Genomic DNA, 20,286 nt, shown 5'->3' with positions numbered 1-20,286 from the left:
TCTTTTATTCGGAGGTGTATCATGAAACCAAACGAAACCCTGGCACAGCAGGAATTTCTGGCGGCCAGGAAGCGCAGGAGAAAACTCATCTCACTCCTTCGCGTCCTCGTCCTTTTCGCCTTCCTGGCGCTCTGGGAGCTTTCAGCCCGCCTTGGCCTCATCAACGACTTTATTTTCAGCTCCCCGTCCCGGGTCATCCTCTGCTTTTCTTCCATGATCCTGGACGGCAGCATTATTTTCCACACCGGCATCACGCTTTGGGAAACGCTCTTAAGCTTTTTCTTCGTGACGGCCTTCGGAATCCTGGGCGGCCTGCTCTTATGGTCGGCCAAAGGCCTTTCCGAGGTTCTCGACCCGTATCTCGTCATGTTAAACAGCCTGCCGAAGTCAGCCCTGGCGCCGATCCTCATCGTCTGGCTGGGAACCGGCACCCGCACCATCGTCATCGCCGCCGTCTCCGTGGCCGTCTTCGGCTCGGTGCTGACGCTCCATAACGGCTTTCAGTCCGTGGATCCCGACCAGGTAAGGCTCATCTATTCCCTGGGAGGAACCAGGCGGGACGTGCTCATAAAGGTTTTGCTGCCCGGCTCCGTCCCCCTCATCGTCAACAACATGAAGGTCAACATCGGCCTCTGCCTTGTCGGCGTCATCATCGGCGAATTCCTGGCGGCAAACCAGGGGCTCGGCTACCTGATTATCTATGGGAGCCAGGTATTCAAGCTGGACATGGTGATGATGAGCATCGTCATCCTCTGCATCGTCTCGGCCGTCCTCTATAAAGCCGTGGCATGGCTGGAAAAGAAAACCGGCCGCATGTCCGCCAAAACGCCTTAAAGAAGCGCCGCAAGTGTGCCTGCCACGAGAAGGAACAGGCCGGCCGCCGCCTTTTTCGTCAGCCGCTCTTTAAAGACGATCCGCGAAAACAGGATTGTCACCAGGATGCTTAACTTGTCAATGGGCGCCACGGCACTGGCCGGCCCTTCCTTTAAGGCACTGTAATAAAGGAGCCAGGACGCTCCCGTCGCCAGGCCGGAAAGACAGATAAAGAAAAGCTCCCTTCCCGGCACGGAAAAGGCCTCCTTCTGTTTCTTCTGGAGAAATACCATGACCCAGGCCATGACAAGGACGACGAGCGTCCGGATGGCCGTGCCCAGGTTCGACTCCACACCGGCCATTCCGGCCTTTCCAAGAATCGAGGTCATGGCCGCAAAAACAGCCGAGAGGACGGCAAAAAGGAGCCAGGAGCTGCCGCCCGCCTTCGCCGCCGCGTTCTCCGTTTTTTTCGGGGAAATCATAAGAAGCGTTCCCGCCGCAATGGCTGCCATGGATAAAAATTTCACGGCGCCGAAGGGCTCATGGAGGAACAAAACGGCAAATACCATCGTAAGAACCGTGCTGCTCTTGTCGATGGGGACAACTTTATTGATGTCCCCAAGCTGGAGCGCACGGAAATAGCAGAGCCAGGAGGCTCCGGTACTGAGTCCTGAAAGGAACAGAAACAACCATGTCTCCCCGGACAGGGACGAAATCCCGTCAAAGGAGCCAACCACAAACACCATGACCCAGGAAAAGATCAGGACGATGATTGTCCGGATGGCCGTGGCGACCGTGGAATCCGTCTTCCTGATTCCGCACTTTGCAAGAATCGACGTGAGGCCGGCAAAAAACGCCGAACCGAAGGCACAGGGAATCCACATTACGCCTCACCGCCCTTCTCTGCCATAAACGCCCGAAGGTTTGGGAAACCGGCCCGGCTCTCCTTTTTTGACCGCTCATAAAGGCCGTCTAATATCCGGCAGAACGCATCCCGCTCTCCTTCCTCCAAATCCAAAAGCAGCCACTCATAAAAGCCGGCCTCCAGGCCAGCCTTGGAATTCTTTAAACGCTCGGCTTTCTCCGTGGCAAAAAGGAGGCGGCTGCGGCCGTCTTTCGGGTTCTTTTCCTGGCGGAGATAGCCCTTGGCGATCAGATTGGCCGTCCGCCTGGCGGCCGCGCCTTTGTCGATGTTTAACTGCTTTCGGATTTCCGCCTGCGTGATGCCAGGATTGTGCCGCACAAGGTGGAGAAAGTCGTACTCCGCAGAGCCGACGCCCTCCGCCCGCGACTCCTGAAGCAGGAATGTGCTGGCTTCCCTTGCAATTTTTGTGATCTGGCGCTTTGTCCTGTCCATAAAACGTCCCGCCTTTCCTGTTGAAATTGGATGTATGTACATCTTTTTAATTGGATGATACTGCATCCAATTTCCGGTGTCAAGACTTCGGACGCATTTTTTTCTTTTTCAGATATTCCGCTCCAAAGGTCCAGATGGGCAGAAAATAAAGATAAAACGCCGCAGCCAGGCTGGAAAGGGGCGCGCCGACTGTCGCCAGGGGAACGGCGCCTGCGATGGACCAGGGAACAAGCGGCGACATCACGATCACCGAATTTTCCAGGTCGATGGCCATCTTTTCCCTGTCCGGCTCCATCTCCCGGCAAAGCTGGTGGGTCAAAATCGCCGCCAGCGTCTGGTTGCAGGAAACCATGGACGTGGCCGCCGACACGGCCATAATCCCGCCGAAGGGCGTAAGCCGCTCCCCGAGTCCGGAAATATATTTTTTCATGCTGGTTAAAAGCCCGGTGCCTTCAAAAATCCCGGAATAGGACGATGAAAGGCAGACGATAAGCGCCACGCTCACCATCGAAGAAAGGCCGCCGCCATCCATCATGGAAGAAAGCGCCGGGTCTTTCGCCCGGTAGCCGAAAATCATGGCGGAAAGCAGCTCCGCCGCCGGCGTTTTCTGAACGAAAAGCCCCAGGACAAACGCCAGCGCGGCGCTGACTGCCATGGTAGTCCGAACCGGGAGCCGGAAAGCAGAAAGCGCTAAAATCACGGCCGCCGGCAGGATTAAGCTCCAATGAAGCAGAAAACTTCCGGAAAACATGGCTCTCACGTCCATATTCTCTCCTTTTCCGCCGAAAAACATTCCCAAAACAGCGTAAACGGCACAGGACAGAAGAAACGGAAGCACCGAGGTTTTTATCATCTGCCGGATGTTTTCATAAATATCCGTCTTTGTCAGCTCGCTGACTAAAAGGGCGCTGGTGGACACCGGCGAGCAGCGGTCGCCGAAGAAAATCCCCGATACGATGGCGCCGCCGCAGAAAAACGGGCTGACTCCCATGGCCGACGCCATGGCCATGCAGATGACGCCCATGGTGGCCGCCGTCCCAAAGGCCGTCCCCGTGAGGACAGAAACCGCGCAGTTTAATAAAAAGGCGATCAGAAGGAAGGCCGACGGCAGGACAAAATCAGACGCATAGCAGACGATGACAGGGATCGTGCCGCAGGCACGCCAGAGCCCCGTCAGCATGCCGATCAGAAGAAAAATAAAAAGGATCTTCTGCACCGTGCGGACACCGGAAAACGACATTTTCACCACGTCCTTCAAGGCATGCCCCTTATAAACCCCATACAGGCAGAATACCGCGTATCCGGCAGCCAAAGCGAGCAGAATAGAGCCGCCGGATCCAAGGCAGACCATCAGGATGAGAATAAATGCAAGCATGGCAAACAGCTCCGGCATGGTTTCGGTTCCTCCTTATTTCCGGAATAATTCTTTCATTTTATTCATTCTCTCAACGACCGGCACAGAGAACGGACATCTCGTCTCGCAGCCGCCGCAGGCGATGCAGTCTTCGGCCGTGGCAGAAAGCGCATGGTAGTGGGCCGCCACCGATTCCGGCACTTCCTCCTGCATCACAGCCAGGTCATAGAGCTTGTTTGCCATGGCAATATCGATGCCGGCCGGGCACGGCGCACAGTGGCCGCAGTAGGTACACTGGCCGGAGAACGCATGGTGCGGCGCGCCGGCCAGGACGCTGGCGTAGTCCTTCTCCTCTTCGGATGCCGTCTCGTAAGCCACGGCCGCCATGACATGTTCCGGCGTATCGCAGCCAGCCATCACGCTTGCCACAGCCGGCCTTGTGAGGGCATAGTGGAGGCACTGCACCGGCGTTAATGCCACGCCGAAGGGCGACCGTTTTTCATCGAACAGGCGGCCGCCGGCATATCCCTTCATGACGTTGATGGCAACGCCCCTCTGCTCACAGATACGGTAAAGCTCCTCTCTCTCCGGTGAAATCCCGCCGGAAGCGTCCGCGTAGGTGGATTCCTCGAAATATTTTGTGATGTCCTCGTTGTCCGGCAGAAGGTCAAAGGCCGGGTTGACGCTGAACAAAAGGACTTCAATCTCACCGCTAAGGGCCGCCCGCTTCGCCACAGCCGGATTGTGGGTGCTGAGGCCGATATGGCGGATGGTTCCGTCCTTTTTAAGCTCTCTCACATACTCCATGAACTCGCCGGCGTAAATCTTCTCAAACTCTTCTTCCTTGTCGACGTAGTGGATCATTCCCAGGTCAATGTAATCCGTTCCCAGGCGGGAAAGCAGATCCGAAAAGGCCTCCTTTACCTTTATAAGCTCCCTGGTACGGACGTACTGGCCGTTCTGCCAGGTGGAGCCGATGTGCCCCTCAATGATCCATTTGTCACGCCGGCCTTTGATGGCCGCGCCGATGTTGGTGCGGACGTTTGGCTCCGCCATCCAGCAGTCCAAAATGTTGATGCCGTTTTCCTCGCAGCAGTCGATGACGGCCTTCACTTCCTCCGCATTATGGCGCTCCAGCCACTCGGCGCCGAGGCCGATCTCGCTCGCCAGAAGGCCCGTGTTCCCTAATTTTCTGTACCGCATAAATCTTTCCTCCTGTTCTCCATCCTTTTCCTCTGTTTTAACATGATGTTTCAGAAAAGACAACCCTTTGTTCGCAAAGTCCGCAAAAAAAGAGGAACAGGCACAAAATGTCCTGTTCCCCTCATGGTTCTTTCGATTACTGCTTGCTGCTTAAATACTCGTTTAAGAGCTCCTGGGATTTGCCTGCCGTGTAGGTGAAGGTATTTCCCGTGTCAACCATCGGGCTTAAGGTGCTGTATAACGGGAATCTTGTGCCGTCAAATACAGCCAGAAGCTCATCCTGGTTGATGGCTGCGGAAACAGCCTTTCTTAAGGTCGCATCCGTTGTCTGTGCGCCGTCCAGAAGGTTGAAGCGGATGTAGGATACGCCGTTGGACGGGAGCGTCTGAAGTCTCAGGTTCGCATCGTTCTCAACGATATCATAGCTCTTCTCCGGAACGGAATAAAGCACATGGATCTCGCCGCTTCTCAAAGCGGAAAGAGCGCTGTCGGCGTCCGCGATAAACTTCACGGAAATGTTCTTGATATGCGGATAATTGTCCGTTCCAGGCATGTAAGCCGGGTTTCTCTCGAAGGTAATCTCGTAGTCGTTCTTCTTAATTGCAACATACGGGCCGCTGCAGGATAAGGTATTGTTGTAGGAGCTTCCCTCGGTGATGGTGGACTGGTCGCCGTAGCAGATATCCTTGCTTACGTCGTAGGTAGCCACATCATACGTGGAGTTCACTTCTTCCACAACAACGCTGTCCACGATACCTGCGGACTGATGAGCCAGGTAGTTTAATACCTGCGGGAACGGCTCGGTGGTCGTCACCTTGATAACCTGGTAAGCGCCTGCCGCATTGTCCACGCTGTCCTTGTTGTCCACAAGTGTGGCAATCGGTGCTGCAAGGCCGTTCTCAAGTGCTTCGCGGATGGTCATGTCGCTGCCGGAAACGGTGGTTCCCTCAAGCTCTGCCATATCCGTTACCATCTGGACATCGGCGATGTGCTCGTGAAGGCTGTATGTCTGATGGTTCGGTACGGAATCTTTGTTCTTTGCACGGTTCAGGGAGAAAATAACGTCCTCGCCTGCTACCTTAACGCCGGAATCAACGGCATGGCCGTCTTCTACGCGTGCGAAGTTGATATCATCTCTTAAGATGAAGTAATAGTCGCTGTTGCCCTCTGCGATGGAGTAGTTGTAGGACAGGGAGCCGTCAGCAACAACCTGATCGTCGTCGGTCAGGTTCACGAGGCGCACATACATGTTGGTGCTTAACATGTTCATGGTACCGTCGTTGCCCTTGATCGGGTCTAACGAAGTGATGGCAGAGCCGGACTGCTGCGTGATGAGCGTCTCGGTCTCCGGGTCGCTTCCGTCAGAGAAATCGATAGTCTCCCATACCATCGAACGGGATTTGGAAATTCTTACGGAATCCGGATCCACCTTCTTGGTATATACACCCTGGGACTTGGTGTTCTGGAACAGCGGGATGATGTACGCCTGCTCTTCTACCATGTATTTTTCCAGTTCGGCGTAGGTTGCCACATAGTCTTCGGGAGTCTCGGTGGCAGCCTTGTTGATTAACTCGTCAACCTTGGGATCTGACAGCGGCTGGTCATTGCTGTCGCCGCCTGTGATAAACAGGGCTCTTACGGCATAGTCCGGGTTACCGGTTACGGTTGTCCAGCCGGAGATCTGGATATCATAGTTTCCAGCCTCGATCTGGGATTTGTAGCTGGAGTAATCCGGCTGCATGTTTAACTTCACATTGAAGCCTGCCTTGGAAAGCTGGTCACGGACGACGTTTCCTGCTTCCTCGTTGCTGCTCATGAACAACAGTGTCAGATCCGCGGAGCCTGCTGCGGTGCTTGTATTTCCTGCTGCCGCCTGGCCGCTTCCGCCAGCCTGGGTTCCCTGGGCGCTGTCTCTCGTCTGCACGCTGCATGCCGTCGTAAGGGCCATGACAGCAGCCAGAGAAAGGGCCATCAATCTTCTTTTTTTCATGCTTCTTCTCCTTTTTTCATTTTCTGCGCGGCCTTTGCCGCACGCCTCTATGTCTCAGGCACTTTTCTGATTAAAAGTGCAGAGATCCGTTCATCATTTCCTTGCAGCGGTGACATGCTACAAAGTGGTTCTCCTCCACCTCTTTGAGCTCCGGATTCACCTGACGGCAGATATCCTCGGCAAAGGGGCACCGCGGGCTGAACCGGCAGCCCGGTTTCGGATTGATCGGCGAGGAAATCTCGCCCTTTAAGATGATCTTTTTCTTCTTCTCCAGCACATTGGTGGACGGGATTGCCGAAAGGAGCGCCACCGTGTACGGGTGAAGAGGCCTGTTAAAGATATTCTTTTTCGTCGTCTTCTCGATCATCTGTCCCAGGTACATAACTCCGATATCGTTGGAGATATGCTTGATAACGGACAGGTCGTGGGAGATGAAAATATACGTCAGGCCCAGCTTATGCTGAAGCTCCATCATCAGGTTTAAGATCTGCGCCTGAACCGACACATCCAGGGCGGAAACCGGCTCGTCACAGACTACGAATTTCGGGTTGATGGACAGGGCCCTTGCGATAACGACACGCTGGCGCCGTCCGCCGTCAAACTCGTGGGGATAGAGGTTTGCCATGGCCGGGCTTAAGCCAACCAGCTCCATTAACTCCTGTACGCGTTTTTTCCGCTCCGCATCGCTCTTATAGAGCTTGTGAAGCTTTAACGGCTCCTCGATGATCTGGGAAATCGTAAACCTGGGGTTTAAGGAGGCGTAAGGGTCCTGGAAAATGATCTGCATATGCTGTCTCATCTTCCGCATCTCTTCCTTGTCAAAGGAAGTGATATCCATGCCGTTATAAATGACCTTGCCTGCCGTCGGCTCGTGGAGCCTTAAAATGGCACGGCCAAGGGTACTTTTTCCGCAGCCGGACTCGCCTACGATTCCGAGGGTCTCGCCTTCGTTGATGGTGAAGGACACATTGTCAACTGCATGGAGGACGCCGCCGTTTGCCACGTTGAAAAATTTCTTTAATCCCTGTACTTCTAATAATGGGCTGCTCATTCTTTAACCTCCTCCAGCGGGAAATGACATTTGCATCTGTGGTTCGTGCCGACAGTCTCCGGCACCTTCTGGGAACAGATGGGCTTTGCATACTTGCACCGCGGATGGAAGCAGCAGCCGGACGGAAGATCCGCCATGTTGGGCATCATGCCGTCGATGGGCATAAGCTGTTCCGTGTCTTCGTCGATCTTCGGGATCGAGTCGAAAAGGCCGCGGGTGTAGGGATGGAGCGGATGCAGGTAAACGTCCTTCACGGTTCCGATCTCCACAATCTCGCCGGCATAGACGATGGCAACGCGGTCACACGTCTCTGCCACAACGCCCAGGTCATGCGTGATTAAGATCATGGCCATCTTGTACTTCTCTCTCAGGTTCATCATGATGTCGAGAACCTGGGCCTGGATCGTAACGTCCAAAGCCGTCGTCGGCTCGTCTGCGATTAACACCTCCGGGTTGCAGAGAAGCGCCATGGTGATAACCACACGCTGCTTCATGCCGCCGGAAAACTGATGCGGATAGTCGTCGAAACGGTCGGATTTTACGCCTACGACCTCTAACATCTCCTTAACCTTTTTCTGAGCCTCGGCCTTGCCGATCTTCTGGTGCCTGATGAGCGCCTCGGTAAGCTGGTCGCCGACGGTCATGATGGGGTTTAAGGCCGTCATCGGATCCTGGAAAATCATGGAAATTCCGTTTCCGCGGATTTTCTGGTTTTCTGCATCCGTATTGTAAATCAGGTTCTTTCCTTCAAACAGGATCTCGCCTTCGGTGATGATTCCCGGCGGATCCGGAATTAACTGCATGATGGACAGGGCCGTCGTCGTCTTTCCTGCACCGGTCTCGCCCACAAGGCCAAGGCTTTCGCCCCTGTTTAAGGAGAAGGAAATGCCGTTGACCGCTTTCACCTCTTCGTCATCCGTCACATAGTGGACATGGAGGTTCTTCACTTCCAAAATTGTATCTTTTTCGCTCATGTGCCTTTACCTTCCTTATTTCAGCTTGGGATCCAATGCGTCACGCAGGCCGTCTCCTAAGTAGTTGAACGCCAGTACCAGCACGATGATTGCCAGACCGGGGTAGATTGCCAGGTAGGAATTGGTCTCCAGGTACTCGCTTCCGATCTTTAAGATATTGCCCCATTCCGGGATGTGCGGCTCAACGCCTAACCCTAAGTAGCTTAAGCTGCTGGTGGAAAGAACTGCACCGCCGATGCTTAAGGTAGCCCTTACGATGATCGGAGCCAGGGAGTTGGGGATAATGTGCTTGAAAATAATAATGTAGTCGCGGGCTCCGCAGGCTCTCGCCGCCTCCACGAACTCACTGCTGGAAAGTCCCATAACCGTGGCGCGGACGGTTCTCGCGTAAACCGGCACATTTCCAAGGCTCAGTGCCAGGATCAGGTTGAAGGTGTTTGCTCCGAAAGCCGCCACGATGGCGATGGCAAGCAAAATGCCGGGAACAGCGTAAAGAATATCAAGGACACGCATGATTGCGTTGTCAATCTTTCCGCCATAGAAGCCGGTAACAGCTCCAAGGACGCCGCCGATGACGATGGGCATAGCTGTGGACAGCATACCGACCACAAGGGAAATTCTGGCGCCGAATATGATGCGCGTGAAGACACAGCGGCCGTAGTTATCCGTACCGAAGGGGTACACGATGCTCGGGCTTAAAAGCAGGGCGCTGTAATCATTCTCTGTCGCCACATAGTAGTCGAAGGTCAGGTAGCTGCAGATGGACACGCTCAGAAGGAAGATTACGACGAAAAATCCGAGAGCTGCCATGTTGTCCCTGAAAATACGGCGGATCACTTCAATCCACTCAACGATTCCCTTCTCTCCGCGGCGTCTGATCTTGGTGAGCAGGATCAGGCCGAGGATCAGGCCGAAGATGTTTCCCGTAACGCAGGTAAGGACCAGGACATAGCCAAGCCATTTTAACTTCGGATCCACGTTCTTTCCCGAAACCATTCTGGAAATCAGGATCATGGACACGATGTCAAATACAAGCACAGCGATGAGAAGTCCCATGCCGATGAAAAACGTATTGGCAACGAAAGGCTTGAAAATATTGATTAAGGAAACGAAAAGCACCGAGATTGTGATGAGCGTCATATAAATAGAAAGAATATACTCGATAGTCTTTTCCTTTTTCACGGTCAGGAAACCTGCGATGCCGGCGAAAATGTTGCCTGTGAACAGGAGCAGGATCATGATAATCCCAAGCTTTCTCGTTCCTGCCGGACATTCTTTGTTTGCCACAATATCCTTTTTCATTTTCAGCCAGATAAGGAGCTGAAGGACTGCTGTTACCCCGTAGAAGACACCGGCGCTGAAAACAGCAGAATTAAAGGTCATCGTCTTCAGGCTGTATGAATTAAACAGGATAATGAGCGCAATGATGAACGTGGCGCCCATGGAGAAGCCGGTCGCCCTTACCTCCTGAAACTTTTTCAGGATGCGTCTGCTTTCTCTTTTTATGTAGTCTTTGTTTTCCATAACTGCTCCTTTACTGACTCTTGATCTTGGACTTGATACGCGGATCTAAGAACGCGTACAGGATGTCCACCAGGAGGTTTACGATACTGATGATGATCGCCACGTAGACCACGCCGGCCAGGACAATCGGGATGTCCGGGATGAACTGCTTGTCTACGATGTAGCTTCCGATACCGTTTACGTTGAAGACTTTCTCCGTAACGGCAGAGCCGCCGAGCATTCCGCCGAACTGAAGGCCGATAACCGTTACAATCGGGATCATGGCGTTGCCAAGGGCGTGCTTCAAAATCACCGTTTTCTTGCTGAGACCCTTTGCGCGCGCCGTCACGATATAGTCGGCACTGATAACCTCAAGCATGGACGAGCGGGTCATTCGGGCCACACTGGCCGCAAGAGAGGTTCCAAGGACAATGGCAGGCATGATAAGCGTCAGCCAGTTGGTAGGCGAGTATGTCGCCGGCAGCCAGCCAAGGTTGATGGAAAAGTTTAAGATTAAGATCAGGCCGAGCCAGAAGTTCGGGATGGAAAGGCCTAACAGCGCCAGGAGCATGAAAACGTAGTCAAAGCCGGAATACTGTCTTACAGCAGATACGATACCGGCCGGAATCGCAATGATGATGGCGATTGTCAGGGAGGCCAGGGTAAGCTGCAAGGTTACGGGGAACTTCCGCATCAATGCTTCCATAACGACTTCGTTGCCCTGATAGGAATTTCCGATATCCAGGGTCAGGATCTTCTTGAACCAGTTAAAGAGCTGGACAAGATACGGCTGATCCAGGCCGTAGATCTTATTGAAGTTTTCCACCTGTTCCGGAGTCGCGGTTACGCCGAGGATGTTGACGGCCGGATCCATCGGGGAAAGGTGAAGGATTGTGAATACGAAGAACACAACGCCGAAGATAACGAAGATCATCATGATCAGACGTTCCAGGATGTATTTTCCGTATGGGTTGGAATAAATGGCTGCCAAAATATACAGCGGGAATGAAGTCACGACAGACAGGACGAACAGTCCGGTATTCCCAAGCAGCTCTTCCAGGATGAAGGGGAAAGAAGATTTTTCTTTCCAATCGTGGATTTCTTTGTCGGCATCAAGACGCTGGTTCACAAGCTCTTCCAGCTCTTTTTTTACCGTCTTGTCCACCTGGCGCTTCATCTCATCCGGGGACATCTTCTTTTCAAAGAAGTCCAGCTTGTTTTTCAGATAGAGTTCGGCTTTTTTTCGAAGGGATGCGGCCGTGCCGTCGGCTTCGAGCGACTCCATCAGTTCCTTCCTTGCCTTTTCGATGGCGTCTTTTTTGCCGGAACTCAGGTTGCGGGTCAGCCAGACAGCCAGCGTGACGAGAAAGGTCGGCAGTCCCAAAATAAACATCAATATACGGTAGAGGGGACGCCGATACATTTTCTTCATGGCTTCTAAAATCTGGAGTTTCATCATATCCTCCCGTAGAAAATATTTTCCAATGCACGCAGGATGAAGTACCAATTACCGGCAAATACCCCCCCCCAATCAAAAATTGGGGGGAGGGTATTCATAGCCCCTGTTTCCAGGGGGTTTGACATTCAGTTGGTTTTACTTCAGGCTTTTGTGCATTTTTGCAGAATCACTTTATCATAGGACTCGAATCTTGTCAATAATGTTCTTTTACTGATGAGAAAAATTTTATCCGACAGCCATTATGTAGCGATTATAGGCATCTTTCATGCAGGCAATCAGTGGTTTTTGCGTCAGGGCGAAGTACCGGGAGCGGATCTCCTGCTCCAGCTCCTTAAGATCGGTACGCAGGCTTTTCCCGATGAAAATCGAGGCGATGAAATTCCTCGTGACAGACAGGATCGTGTTGCACTCCACATCCAGGATCCTGCCGCTCTCTTTTTCGACTACGAGGCTGATGTAAAATTCCCCGTGCAGGTTATAAATGGCATCCTCGCGGCTCGGCTTCGCCTGCCCCACCACAAGGATCGTATCGTTTCCGTACATGGCTCACCTCTCAGGCTTTTTTGATATGGCTATTATACCGTGTTTCCCGCATTTTTTCCACTTATTTCCGGCCGGCAAATGCGGCAATTTTTCGGTTGACAAACCGGCTCTTTTCTTTTAATATATGGATGGAAAACAGATACGGATTTTTTTATTTATCGGGACTCCTGCCCGGATGTTCCCACCATAAATAAGAGCCATGGATCCTTAAGAGGGATACGTGGCTCTTTTTGCCGTTCCCACAAAGACAAGGAGAACATACTTATGAACTTTTATGAAGAACTGGACGCCGTCATGAAACAGGACTTTGGAAACCGCGGGCTTCTCGCCTCGCTTCCGCCCTCTCCGGCTGCCGAGACGGCAGGTTCCCTCTGCGGCGCAAAGCGCGTCCTGCTGCTTACCGGCTTCCCGGTGCGGACGGGAAAAGACAGCTTCACCGGCGAAACCGACGGCCCCTCCGGAACCGCGAACCTGGCGGCGGCCCTGACAGGTGCCGGATGCCAGGCCCTCGTCGTTACCGATGCCGCCTCGGCGCCGCTTTTAAAGGCCGCCTTGGACTTTCGCGCGCCGAAGGCAGGGCTTTTGGTCTTGCCGGAAACGGGAACCGACGCTTTTATAAGAAGCTGCATCCGGGATTTCTCCCCCACCCACTTTATAAGCCTTGAGCGGCCGGGAAAAGCCGCCGACGGCCACTACCACAACATGCGCGGCGAAATCATCGACGACATGGTCACGGATTCCGCCCTTTTCCTCTCGGAGGCGGGAAAGTCCGGCGCCGTCACCATCTCCATCGGAGACGGCGGGAATGAAATGGGAATGGGCGCCTTTGAACGGGAAATTCGCTCCCACGTCCCCTGCGGCCAGTCCATCTGTGCGTCGGAAAGCGCCATGTTTACTCTGGCAGCCGGCGTCTCTAACTGGTGGGGATGGGGCATCGCCTCTCTCCTCTCCGTCATGTGCGGGAAAGACCTGCTGCCGTCGGAGGACGAGGAAGCTGAAATGCTCCGCCGCGTGGTGGCGGCCGGCGGCGTGGACGGCTGTACGAAACGGCCGGAGGCCACCGTCGATGCGCTTCCGCTCTCCCTGCATCTCTCCCTTTTAAGAACCGTCCGCAGCCTGACGGAAACGGCCATGAAAGGCGCCGCCAGGGAAACGGCCTAGAAAAAACGGCAGGGCGGCCCGAAGGAGGAACCAACCTCCCCGGGCCGCCCGTTTTTTGGCCGCACAGAACATCTATTTCTGTTTTTCTTTGTCTTTAAAGGACTTTAACACCCACTGCGCCGGATAGCAGTATGCATAAGTACAGCTTTTCATGAGCTGTACCTCCTCCGGCGTCTTGCAGACGCTTAAAATCATTTCTTCCTCTTCTTTCAGAAGGTACGCCTCGCCGTTTCCGCCTGGTTCTCTGAGATCTTTGTAAATCCGGAATTTCTTGCAGTAATCCGGACAGTTCCCCTTCTTCATGCGAACCGGCTCCGGGATAATCCGAAGCTTATATTTTTCCGACATCCTCGCCAGAATGTTGTTGACTGCGTTGCAGGTATCCCTGGAAACACGATCCATGTTCGGGACACAAAGCAAATAATCCATATATGTACCTGCCTCTTTTCTGTATCATTTTGTCTTCTCTTACACTGCTATTATGGCAAAGCGGCGGAAAAAGTTCAAGCCTTTTCTTATGAATTATGCGCGCTTTACATCCTTGAATTTCTCTGCCAGCTTAAGGAGCAGCGCCACCGTGTTCTCCATGGACTGAATGCAGACAAACTCAAATTTGCCGTGGGCATTGTGGCCGCCGGTGCAGAGGTTCGGGCAGGGAACGCCCATGTAGGAGAGCCTGGAGCCATCGGTGCCGCCGCGTACCGGACGGACTCCCGGCGTCTCAACGCCAAGCTCCTTAAAGGCCTCTGCCGCCACGTCCATCAAATACATGTTCGGACGGATCTTCTCTGCCATGTTGTAGTAGGTGTCGGAGATATCCACGTCCACGGTGCCTGCGCCGTATTTCTCATTTAAGAAATCGCCGATTTTCTTTCCGAGGGCCTTGCGGTTCTCGAAGATTCCCATGTCATGATCGCGGATGATGTAGTGAAGCTCCGTCTCCTCCACGCTGCCAGCCATATGGTTTAAGTGGAAGAAGCCCTCGTACATCTCCGTGTACTCCGGTTTTTCCGCCGTCGGAAGCATACTCTGGAACTCCATGGCAATCAGAAGGGAATTCTTCATCTTATTCTTTGCGCTGCCGGGATGGATGTTCCTTCCGTGGATTGTAACCTTCATGGCCGCTGCGTTGAAGGTCTCATACTCCATCTCGCCCCATGCGCCGCCGTCTACGGTATAGGCCACGTCTGCACCCCAGCCGGGAACGTCAAAGAAGTCCACGCCGTGTCCAACCTCTTCATCCGGCGTGAAGGCGATCTTGATGGTGCCGTGGGGGATTTCCGGATGGGAAAGAAGCGTCTCTGCCATCGTCATGATCTCGGCAATGCCGGCCTTGTCGTCGCCGCCAAGAAGCGTCGTGCCGTCGGTCGTAATCAGATCCATGCCCACATAATTTTTCAGATACGGGAAATCCGCCGTACACATATGGATGCCCAGGTTCTTATTTAAGATAATGTCCTTTCCGTCATAATTTTTGATGAGCTGCGGATGGACATTCTCCCCGGAGCAGTCCGGCGACGTATCCATATGGGCCAGAAAGCCCACAACCGGCCCGTCGGTCTCCACCGTTGCCGGGATCGTCGCGTAAACGTAGCCATGGTCGCTCATGGAAACGTCCTTTGCCCCGATATTCTTAAGCTCCTCCACCAGAAGCTTTGCCAGGGCAAACTGCTTTTCCGTACTCGGAACTGTCTCTGCCCCCTCTGCGGACTGAGTATCAACCGCCACATACCGTAAAAACTTATCCACTACATTCGACATATTCCATTCTCCTTTTTGCTTTATTTTCAGCCGCTGGATGCGGCCGGATATCATTGTTTTTGCTTTTTCAGGCGCCGTTTCCGTCCTTCCGGTCGAGATCCATCTGAAGCACCTCCAGATAATGCACCAGCATGTCCCTGTGGCTCCTGATTTTCCAGGAAAGCGGCACTACCTCTTCATAGGTGAAGCTCTTCCTGCCGCCGTCCTCCATCCGCTTCCAGAAGCCATCAATCACATCGAAGGGGATGTAATAAATCTCATTCTCCGCCGTAAACGACAGGATAATAAAGGCCACGCCCCCCTGGGCCTCAAACTCCTTCATAAACGCGATCTGGTGCGGGTGAATGTTCTGGAGCGGGAACGTCCGCACCGCGCACTCCTTTGCGTCGAAGCAGACGGGAATGCCCTGCACGGCCCCGATATAGTCCACCGTACTCTTCATGTCGAAGTACGCCAGCGTAATGTGGCGGCTCTCCTTGTCGATTTCGATGGGCGTGATCGGCGTCGGGATTTTCTGGATCAGCGCCAGCTTCTTTTCCCGGTAGCTGTCGTTGGTTCTGTTGATGAATTCCTCCAGTGTGGAGCCGCGAAGGCCCCTCGTCTTCCATGTTCCCATGGGTTCTGCCCTCTCTCTGATGTCTGTCTATCTTTTAAAGTTTACATAAATTATTTATGTAAACAAGCAAGCTGTTCTCCCTCTGCCATATTAAGAAATTCTGCCGGCGGGTCTGCCTCAAAGCTTTTCCCGGAAAGTCTCCGAAAGCTTCCGGCAAGCTCCGGGAACTCCAGGCGGTAGGAGTGGAGAAGCTGGGAGGTAACGCCGTAGCGCTCTTTTGCCCGCCTGTTTTCCGCCGCATTTCCGTATTTCCCGTCGCCGATGATCGGATGGCCGAGAGACGCCAGATGGGCGCGGATCTGGTGGGAGCGCCCCGTTAAAAGCGTCACTTTTAAAAGCGTGTACGCCCCGTTATTGCAGACCGGCTCATATTTTGTGCGGATCGGAAGCGGCTTTTCCCCGCCTTTTTTTAACATGCTTTCCGCCTCTTTTTTCCCGAGGATCCGCACCTGGTTCTTTGCCTCGTCTTTTAAAAGCCATCCATCCGCCGTCAAGCTTTCCTTCATAACGCCGGATACGATGCAGAGGTAATATTTGTGGACGCTCCGCTCCCTGAAAACTTCCGAAAGCATCTGGAGTCCGGCCAGGGTCTTCCCCGCCGCCACGATGCCGCTGGTGTTCCGATCCAGACGGTTGCAGACCGACGGACGGAAAGTCTTTAGCTCCTCCTCCGTGACGGCCCCGGTTCTTAAAAGGTAGGCAATCACGTATTCCACCAGGGACTCGTCCGTCTCCTTCGCCTTCTGGGAGAGCATCCCCGACGGCTTGTTGATTAAAAGGATGTCACCGTCTTCATAGAAGATGTCCAGGGCCGTCTCCCGGACTGCCGTCTTCTTCGTCTCCGAAAATTTTTCTATGGTCTCGTCCGAAAGAAAGAGCTTTAAGACGTCGCCTTCCTTTAGCAGCTCCTGCCCGGCGCATTTTTTCCCGTTTAAAACGATGTTCTTTTTCCGCATCATCTTATAGAGAAAGCCCTTTCCGGCCAGGCTCATGTATTTTCCAAGGAATTTATCGAGCCGCTGGCCGGCCTCGTTTTTTCCGATGTTGATCTCTCTCATGGCTTTCCGCTCCTACATGGACATGTTCTTTAAAAGGTTCACCGTATAGTCCACGCTCCCATCGTCCTCTTCTTCGGTCATGGGCTTTAAGCTGGAAAGGCGCTTAAAAAAGACATTTTCCTCCGTGATTACCCTGGCGTTTCCGTCCAACTTCCAGCTTTTTAACATGGAATTTAAAAACTGCTCGGCCTTTTTCACATCCGTCTTCCCAGGACAGTAAAGATAAACGCCGGAGGGATGGACGGCCGCCGCGTCCACGGCCAGGATCATCTCCTTTGACGTGATGATCAGCTCATAGAGCATCGGCACCTTCTCTTCATAAGGACGGCAGGCCTCGTAAAACTCCCGGCTGATGCTTTTGTACCGCCAGGCCGCAAGAAGCGGCGACGCCACGTTCGCCATCGGAAGGACAGTTAAGATTGCCGTCACCGTCAGCACATTTTTAAAGGACTGAGCCGCCGTAAGCTGTCTTGCGCCAAGCTGGATGAGAATGGCCGCAGCCAGCACGGCCACCACGGCGCACTGCATGTTTCTATGGTATTTCCGGTACCCGAAGGTACCTTTCTTTCTGTTGTATTTCAAGCTTCTGCCTCACTTTTTCCTTTCTTTTTTCCGTCATCCTGCCAGGAAATGAACTGCATCAGGAAGCTGTGGGGAAGAAGGCGGCAGAGGACGTAAAAGGCTTTCATGGGAAGTCCCGGAACCGACATGGCCTTTCCCATTAAGCTGTCGGCAATGGCCCGGCGAACCACCATCTCCGGCTTCACCGTCACCCATTTCTTATAGGAGGTCAGCTTCCCGCCGTTTAAGGCGATATCAAAAAATTCCGTCGCCACCGGCCCAGGACAGACGGCCGTCACGAAAATCTTCCTGGACTTTAACTCCGCAGACAGGGCCCGGCTGTAACTTAAGACAAAGGCCTTTGTGGCCGCGTAGACGGCAAAGCCCGGCTGAGGAAGGAAGGCGGCCGCCGATGCAAACTGGATAATCCGGCTGTTTGCGGAAATATACGGGAGCACCGCCTCCGTCACGGCCACAAGCGCCTCGTTGTTTAACCGCACCATGTCCATGGAAAGCTCTGACGGGATCGTCCCGCAGGCGCCGGTCTTTCCAAAGCCGGCCGCATTTACGAGCACCTTCACTTCCGGCTCCCGCTCCTTAAGCTCTGCTTTCAGTTTCTCAATATCCTCCCTTTTGGTAAGGTCGAGAGGGAGAATCCGCACAGCCGCTGTCACATGGCCGGAAAACTCTTTGAGCCTTTCTGCCCGCCTTGCGATCACCCAGATTTCCTCCAGGCCGGCGAACCGGTCGGCAAGCTGGTACACCATCTCGCGCCCCATTCCCGAGGACGCCCCGGTAACAACTGCAATTTTCATGCACGACTACCTGCCCTTCACTGATTTATGGATATTCCGTATGGTCTTTTTCTTCGCTGGTGCAGACGCCTTCTTCTGGCTGCCAGAAAAGCCGGCTGTCTTTCCGGCGGCCCCGGCACGGCTTCCCTTTCCCGGGACAGCGCCGCCCATGGCTTTTTTTGCGGCCGCCGCTCCGGAACTGCCGCTTCCTTTTAAGGCACCGCCCTTTGCGCCTGCGTTCCTGGCGGCCCCGGCCGCAGCGCGCGCTCCGCCGTCCATGGCTTTCCCGCCGCTCCGCTCCGGCCGTACCAGGCACCGCCTGTCATAGCCGATTAAGTCTTCGCGGCCGGCCTTCCTTAACGCCTCCCGCACCAGGTCGTAATTCTTCGGGTTCCGATACTGGATCAGGGCCCGCTGCATGGCTTTCTCATGGGGATTCGTCGGCACATAGACCGGCTCCATGGTGCGCGGGTCGAGGCCCGTGTAATACATGCAGGTGGAAATCGTCGACGGCGTCGGGTAAAAATCCTGTACCTGCTCCGGCATGTAGCCCAAATCTCTCAGGTACTCGGCAAGCTCGATGGCCTCATGTAACGTGGAACCGGGATGGGACGACATCAGGTACGGCACAAGGTACTGCTTCTTCCCAAGCTTTTCATTCATCCGGTTGTACTCGTCCACAAATTTCCGGTAAACAGCATTTTCCGGCTTTCCCATCCGCTTAAGCACATTGTCGGCCACATGCTCCGGCGCCACTTTTAGCTGTCCGCTCACATGGTACTCGCAGAGCTCCCTTAAGAAATCCTTTTTCTTATCGGCCAGCACATAGTCAAAGCGGATTCCGGAACGGATGAACACCTTCTTCACCTTCGGTAGCGCACGGAGCTTTCGCAAAAGCTCAATATAATCCTTATGGTCGGCAATAAGGTTCCCGCACGGCTTCGGGAACAGGCACTGCTTTCCGGGACATGCGCCCTTCGTGAGCTGCTTTTTGCAGGCCGGGAACCGGAAGTTTGCCGTCGGCCCGCCCACGTCGTGAATGTAGCCCTTAAAGTCCGGTTCTTCCGTAAGAAGCTTCGCCTCCGCCACGATGGACTCATGGCTCCGCACCTGGATAATCCGCCCCTGATGGAAGGTCAGCGCGCAGAAGCTGCACCCGCCGAAACAGCCGCGGTTGTTTATCAGGCTGAACTTCACCTCGCGGATGGCCGGGATTCCGCCGGCTTCCTCATAGGACGGATGGTACGTCCGCATGTAGGGAAGGGCGTACACGTCGTCCATTTCCTGCGTCGTCAAAGGCTTTGCCGGCGGATTCTGCACCACGAACACGTCGCCGTAGGGCTCCGCTAACCGCTTCCCGGAAAACGGGTCGGTGTTGCTGTACTGGATATAAAAGCTCTCCGCATACTTTCTCTTTTCCGCCTTCAGCTCATCATAATCCGGCAGGAATACGGCGTCGTAAATGCTGTCCTTTTTCTTTGTCTTATAAACTGTCCCGTCAATAAATGTAATGTCCTTTACGTCAAGGCCGGAATTTAAGGCATCGGCAATCTCCACAATGGATTTTTCCCCCATGCCGTAGGAAATGAGATCCGCCTGGGAATCTAAAAGGATCGACCGCTTCATCTTCCCCGACCAGTAATCGTAATGGGCCAGGCGCCGTAAGCTGGCTTCGATGCCGCCGATGATAACCGGCGTCTTCTTATAGACCGTGCGGATCAGGTTGCAGTAGACGACCGTCGCATAGTCCGGCCGCTTTCCCATGACGCCGCCCGGCGTGTAGGCGTCCTTCTCCCTTCTGTGCTTGGAGACGGAATAGTGGTTCACCATGGAATCCATGTTTCCGGCGCTCACCAGGAAACCGAGACGCGGCTCGCCGAGGGCCATGATGCTCTCCTTGTTTTTCCAGTCCGGCTGAGCTAAAATTCCCACCTTATAGCCATGGGACTCCAGCACACGGCTTATGATGGCATGTCCGAAGGACGGATGATCCACATAGGCGTCGCCGCAGACATAGACGAAATCGCACTGCTCCCAACCGCGTTTTTTCATATCATCCCGGCATACCGGAAGAAAGTCCTGTATCAT

At 53.9% G+C, this 20,286-nt stretch carries 19 protein-coding genes; 2 read left to right on the top strand and 17 right to left on the bottom strand.

All coding sequences use genetic code 11. The annotated features are described in order from the left end of the window. The first annotated feature begins 21 nt into the window (after nt 1–21). A complete protein-coding gene (locus KE531_17220; GenBank protein MBR9955331.1) occupies nt 22–834 on the top strand; it encodes an ABC transporter permease in 813 nt (270 codons plus the stop codon). On the opposite strand, the gene KE531_17215 is transcribed toward KE531_17220, so the two are convergent. The 10 genes from KE531_17215 to KE531_17170 form a co-directional block, all read right to left on the bottom strand. Next, a complete protein-coding gene (locus tag KE531_17215) occupies nt 831–1,697 on the bottom strand; it encodes an EamA family transporter (GenBank protein ID MBR9955330.1) in 867 nt (288 codons plus the stop codon). The genes KE531_17220 and KE531_17215 overlap by 4 nt on opposite strands. Beyond that, entirely contained in the window at nt 1,697–2,170 is a 474-nt protein-coding gene (locus tag KE531_17210; GenBank protein MBR9955329.1) for a MarR family transcriptional regulator, read from the bottom strand. Before KE531_17210 ends, KE531_17215 begins: the two co-directional genes overlap by 1 nt. 79 nt (nt 2,171–2,249) lie before the next feature. After that, on the bottom strand, nt 2,250–3,563 hold the full coding sequence (locus KE531_17205) for a sodium:proton antiporter (GenBank protein ID MBR9955328.1): 1,314 nt from the start codon (nt 3,561–3,563) through the stop codon (nt 2,250–2,252). A gap of 15 nt (nt 3,564–3,578) precedes the next feature. Then, nucleotides 3,579–4,727: an aldo/keto reductase gene (locus KE531_17200; GenBank protein ID MBR9955327.1), complete on the bottom strand. Its 1,149-nt coding sequence runs from the start codon at nt 4,725–4,727 to the stop codon at nt 3,579–3,581. Between the two features lie 136 nt (nt 4,728–4,863). Continuing rightward, nucleotides 4,864–6,717 (bottom strand): hypothetical protein, encoded by a 1,854-nt coding sequence (locus KE531_17195; GenBank protein ID MBR9955326.1) that lies wholly within the window; start codon nt 6,715–6,717, stop codon nt 4,864–4,866. 70 nt (nt 6,718–6,787) lie between these two features. Continuing rightward, nucleotides 6,788–7,768: a dipeptide ABC transporter ATP-binding protein gene (locus KE531_17190; protein MBR9955325.1), complete on the bottom strand. Its 981-nt coding sequence runs from the start codon at nt 7,766–7,768 to the stop codon at nt 6,788–6,790. Then, the gene (locus tag KE531_17185; protein MBR9955324.1) at nt 7,765–8,742 is read right to left on the bottom strand and encodes an ABC transporter ATP-binding protein; all 978 of its coding nucleotides are present in this window, start codon (nt 8,740–8,742) and stop codon (nt 7,765–7,767) included. Before KE531_17185 ends, KE531_17190 begins: the two co-directional genes overlap by 4 nt. A gap of 15 nt (nt 8,743–8,757) precedes the next feature. Further along, the gene (locus KE531_17180; protein MBR9955323.1) at nt 8,758–9,738 is read right to left on the bottom strand and encodes an ABC transporter permease; all 981 of its coding nucleotides are present in this window, start codon (nt 9,736–9,738) and stop codon (nt 8,758–8,760) included. 538 nt (nt 9,739–10,276) lie between these two features. After that, nucleotides 10,277–11,182: an ABC transporter permease gene (locus KE531_17175; protein MBR9955322.1), complete on the bottom strand. Its 906-nt coding sequence runs from the start codon at nt 11,180–11,182 to the stop codon at nt 10,277–10,279. Between the two features lie 747 nt (nt 11,183–11,929). Then, complete coding sequence (locus KE531_17170) at nt 11,930–12,247, bottom strand: DUF3870 domain-containing protein (protein ID MBR9955321.1); 318 nt, start codon at nt 12,245–12,247, stop codon at nt 11,930–11,932. 264 nt (nt 12,248–12,511) lie between these two features. Between KE531_17170 and KE531_17165 the strand changes: the two genes are divergently transcribed. After that, nucleotides 12,512–13,408 (top strand): DUF4392 domain-containing protein, encoded by an 897-nt coding sequence (locus KE531_17165; protein ID MBR9955320.1) that lies wholly within the window; start codon nt 12,512–12,514, stop codon nt 13,406–13,408. A gap of 72 nt (nt 13,409–13,480) precedes the next feature. On the opposite strand, the gene KE531_17160 is transcribed toward KE531_17165, so the two are convergent. The 7 genes from KE531_17160 to KE531_17130 form a co-directional block, all read right to left on the bottom strand. Next, complete coding sequence (locus KE531_17160) at nt 13,481–13,837, bottom strand: hypothetical protein (GenBank protein MBR9955319.1); 357 nt, start codon at nt 13,835–13,837, stop codon at nt 13,481–13,483. A 93-nt stretch (nt 13,838–13,930) separates the two neighbouring features. Beyond that, complete coding sequence (gene pepT, locus KE531_17155; GenBank protein ID MBR9955318.1) at nt 13,931–15,169, bottom strand: peptidase T; 1,239 nt, start codon at nt 15,167–15,169, stop codon at nt 13,931–13,933. Nucleotides 15,170–15,236: 67 nt separating this feature from the next. After that, the gene (locus tag KE531_17150; GenBank protein MBR9955317.1) at nt 15,237–15,785 is read right to left on the bottom strand and encodes a Holliday junction resolvase RecU; all 549 of its coding nucleotides are present in this window, start codon (nt 15,783–15,785) and stop codon (nt 15,237–15,239) included. Between the two features lie 50 nt (nt 15,786–15,835). Beyond that, on the bottom strand, nt 15,836–16,843 hold the full coding sequence (locus KE531_17145; GenBank protein MBR9955316.1) for an RluA family pseudouridine synthase: 1,008 nt from the start codon (nt 16,841–16,843) through the stop codon (nt 15,836–15,838). Nucleotides 16,844–16,855: 12 nt separating this feature from the next. Then, nucleotides 16,856–17,371, bottom strand: a complete 516-nt coding sequence (locus KE531_17140) for an O-linked GlcNAc transferase-like protein (GenBank protein MBR9955315.1) — start codon at nt 17,369–17,371, stop codon at nt 16,856–16,858. A gap of 50 nt (nt 17,372–17,421) precedes the next feature. Further along, nucleotides 17,422–18,219, bottom strand: a complete 798-nt coding sequence (locus KE531_17135; GenBank protein MBR9955314.1) for an SDR family NAD(P)-dependent oxidoreductase — start codon at nt 18,217–18,219, stop codon at nt 17,422–17,424. 6 nt (nt 18,220–18,225) lie between these two features. Next, complete coding sequence (locus KE531_17130) at nt 18,226–20,286, bottom strand: YgiQ family radical SAM protein (protein ID MBR9955313.1); 2,061 nt, start codon at nt 20,284–20,286, stop codon at nt 18,226–18,228.

It is taken from the genome of Eubacteriaceae bacterium Marseille-Q4139, from assembly GCA_018223415.1.
GTDB lineage: Bacteria > Bacillota > Clostridia > Lachnospirales > Lachnospiraceae > CABSIM01.
Note: the sequence above shows the minus strand (reverse complement) of the source record. Positions and strands in the feature narration are given on the sequence as shown.

Excerpts from the sequence above, each read along its gene's own strand:
- KE531_17220 (MBR9955331.1), top strand. The coding sequence starts at position 22 with ATGAAACCAAACGAAACCCTGGCACAGCAGGAATTTCTGGCGGCCAGG.
- KE531_17215 (MBR9955330.1), bottom strand. The coding sequence starts at position 1,697 with ATGTGGATTCCCTGTGCCTTCGGTTCGGCGTTTTTTGCCGGCCTCACG.
- KE531_17210 (MBR9955329.1), bottom strand. The coding sequence starts at position 2,170 with ATGGACAGGACAAAGCGCCAGATCACAAAAATTGCAAGGGAAGCCAGC.
- KE531_17205 (MBR9955328.1), bottom strand. The coding sequence starts at position 3,563 with ATGCCGGAGCTGTTTGCCATGCTTGCATTTATTCTCATCCTGATGGTC.
- KE531_17200 (MBR9955327.1), bottom strand. The coding sequence starts at position 4,727 with ATGCGGTACAGAAAATTAGGGAACACGGGCCTTCTGGCGAGCGAGATC.
- KE531_17195 (MBR9955326.1), bottom strand. The coding sequence starts at position 6,717 with ATGAAAAAAAGAAGATTGATGGCCCTTTCTCTGGCTGCTGTCATGGCC.
- KE531_17190 (MBR9955325.1), bottom strand. The coding sequence starts at position 7,768 with ATGAGCAGCCCATTATTAGAAGTACAGGGATTAAAGAAATTTTTCAAC.
- KE531_17185 (MBR9955324.1), bottom strand. The coding sequence starts at position 8,742 with ATGAGCGAAAAAGATACAATTTTGGAAGTGAAGAACCTCCATGTCCAC.
- KE531_17180 (MBR9955323.1), bottom strand. The coding sequence starts at position 9,738 with ATGGTTTCGGGAAAGAACGTGGATCCGAAGTTAAAATGGCTTGGCTAT.
- KE531_17175 (MBR9955322.1), bottom strand. The coding sequence starts at position 11,182 with ATGATGATCTTCGTTATCTTCGGCGTTGTGTTCTTCGTATTCACAATC.
- KE531_17170 (MBR9955321.1), bottom strand. The coding sequence starts at position 12,247 with ATGTACGGAAACGATACGATCCTTGTGGTGGGGCAGGCGAAGCCGAGC.
- KE531_17165 (MBR9955320.1), top strand. The coding sequence starts at position 12,512 with ATGAACTTTTATGAAGAACTGGACGCCGTCATGAAACAGGACTTTGGA.
- KE531_17160 (MBR9955319.1), bottom strand. The coding sequence starts at position 13,837 with ATGGATTATTTGCTTTGTGTCCCGAACATGGATCGTGTTTCCAGGGAT.
- pepT (MBR9955318.1), bottom strand. The coding sequence starts at position 15,169 with ATGTCGAATGTAGTGGATAAGTTTTTACGGTATGTGGCGGTTGATACT.
- KE531_17150 (MBR9955317.1), bottom strand. The coding sequence starts at position 15,785 with ATGGGAACATGGAAGACGAGGGGCCTTCGCGGCTCCACACTGGAGGAA.
- KE531_17145 (MBR9955316.1), bottom strand. The coding sequence starts at position 16,843 with ATGAGAGAGATCAACATCGGAAAAAACGAGGCCGGCCAGCGGCTCGAT.
- KE531_17140 (MBR9955315.1), bottom strand. The coding sequence starts at position 17,371 with ATGCAGTGCGCCGTGGTGGCCGTGCTGGCTGCGGCCATTCTCATCCAG.
- KE531_17135 (MBR9955314.1), bottom strand. The coding sequence starts at position 18,219 with ATGAAAATTGCAGTTGTTACCGGGGCGTCCTCGGGAATGGGGCGCGAG.
- KE531_17130 (MBR9955313.1), bottom strand. The coding sequence starts at position 20,286 with ATGATACAGGACTTTCTTCCGGTATGCCGGGATGATATGAAAAAACGC.